The sequence below is a fragment of the Blastococcus sp. SYSU DS0619 genome (assembly GCF_054051035.1).
This window is the reverse complement of record NZ_JBJHAM010000043.1, coordinates 1-1,844: the sequence shown is the minus strand read 5'-3', so window position 1 is coordinate 1,844 and position 1,844 is coordinate 1. Positions and strand designations below refer to the sequence as shown.

The following is a 1,844-nucleotide window of genomic DNA, read 5'->3' as shown; positions in this document are numbered from 1 at the left end:
GGGGTGCCGGCCAGGTGTGTGGATGGGTAGGGGAGCGTCGTGTGGCGGTGGAAGCGGCGGAGTGATCCAGCCGTGGACGCCACACGAGTGAGAATGCAGGCATGAGTAGCGAGAGGGGAGTGAGAACCTCCCCCGCCGGAAGACCAAGGGTTCCTGGGCCAGGCTAATCCGCCCAGGGTGAGTCGGGACCTAAGGCGAGGCCGACAGGCGTAGTCGATGGACAACGGGTTGATATTCCCGTACCCGCGAAGGAACGCCCATGCTGAACCCAGCGATGCTAACCCACCGACGCCGGTGCGCCCACTTGTGGGCAATCCGGATTAGCTGGGGACCCGGACTGGTAGTAGGCAAGCGATGGGGTGACGCAGGAAGGTAGTCCTACCGGTGAGTGGTAGTACCGGTGCAAGGGTGTGGCCCGTGGGATAGGTAAATCCGTTCCACATACAGGGTGAGGCCCGACGCATAGCCGAATGAGGCGAATTGGATGATCCTATGCTGCCGAGAAAAGCCTCTAGCGAGTTCCGAGCGGCCCGTACCCCAAACCAACTCAGGTGGTCAGGTAGAGAATACCGAGGCGATCGAGCGAACTGTGGTTAAGGAACTCGGCAAAATGCCCCCGTAACTTCGGGAGAAGGGGGGCCATCTACTGTCATCATCCTTGCGGTGGGCAGCGGTGGGTGGCCGCAGAGACCAGTGAGAAGCGACTGTTTACTAAAAACACAGGTCCGTGCGAAGTCGTAAGACGATGTATACGGACTGACGCCTGCCCGGTGCTGGAACGTTAAGGGGACGGGTTAGTCCTTCGGGGCGAAGCTCAGAACTCAAGCGCCAGTAAACGGCGGTGGTAACTATAACCATCCTAAGGTAGCGAAATTCCTTGTCGGGTAAGTTCCGACCTGCACGAATGGCGTAACGACTTCTCAGCTGTCTCAACCACAGGCTCGGCGAAATTGCACTACGAGTAAAGATGCTCGTTACGCGCGGCAGGACGGAAAGACCCCGGGACCTTTACTATAGCTTGATATTGGTGTTCGGTTCGGCTTGTGTAGGATAGGTGGGAGACTGCGAAGCGGGCACGCCAGTGTTCGTGGAGTCGCCGTTGAAATACCACTCTGGTCGAATTGGATGTCTAACCTCGGTCCGTGATCCGGATCAGGGACAGTGTCAGGTGGGTAGTTTAACTGGGGCGGTTGCCTCCCAAAATGTAACGGAGGCGCCCAAAGGTTCCCTCAGCCTGGTTGGCAATCAGGTGTCGAGTGCAAGTGCACAAGGGAGCTTGACTGCGAGACCGACGGGTCGAGCAGGAGCGAAAGCTGGGACTAGTGACCCGGCACCGGCATGTGGAAGCGGTGTCGCTCAACGGATAAAAGGTACCCCGGGGATAACAGGCTGATCTTCCCCAAGAGTCCATATCGACGGGATGGTTTGGCACCTCGATGTCGGCTCGTCGCATCCTGGGGCTGGAGTAGGTCCCAAGGGTTGGGCTGTTCGCCCATTAAAGCGGTACGCGAGCTGGGTTTAGAACGTCGTGAGACAGTTCGGTCCCTATCCGCCGTGCGCGTAAGAGACTTGAGAAGAGCTGTCCCTAGTACGAGAGGACCGGGACGGACGAACCTCTGGTGTGCCAGTTGTACCGCCAGGTGCACTGCTGGTTAGCTACGTTCGGCAGGGATAACCGCTGAAAGCATCTAAGCGGGAAGCTCGCTTCGAGATGAGGTCTCTCACCGGGTTAACCGGGTAAGGCCCCCGCCCAGACCAGCGGGTTGATAGGCCGGAAGTGGAAGCACCGCAAGGTGTGGAGCTGACCGGTACTAACAGGCCGAGGGCTTGACCACACACACCTA

The 1,844-nt window shown here is 58.8% G+C and carries 1 rRNA gene; it reads left to right on the top strand.

Annotated elements, in window-relative coordinates:
* A 23S ribosomal RNA gene (locus tag ACI79T_RS21015) occupies positions 1-1,835 on the top strand; the annotation flags it as partial.
* Positions 1,836-1,844: the final 9 nt, after the last annotated feature.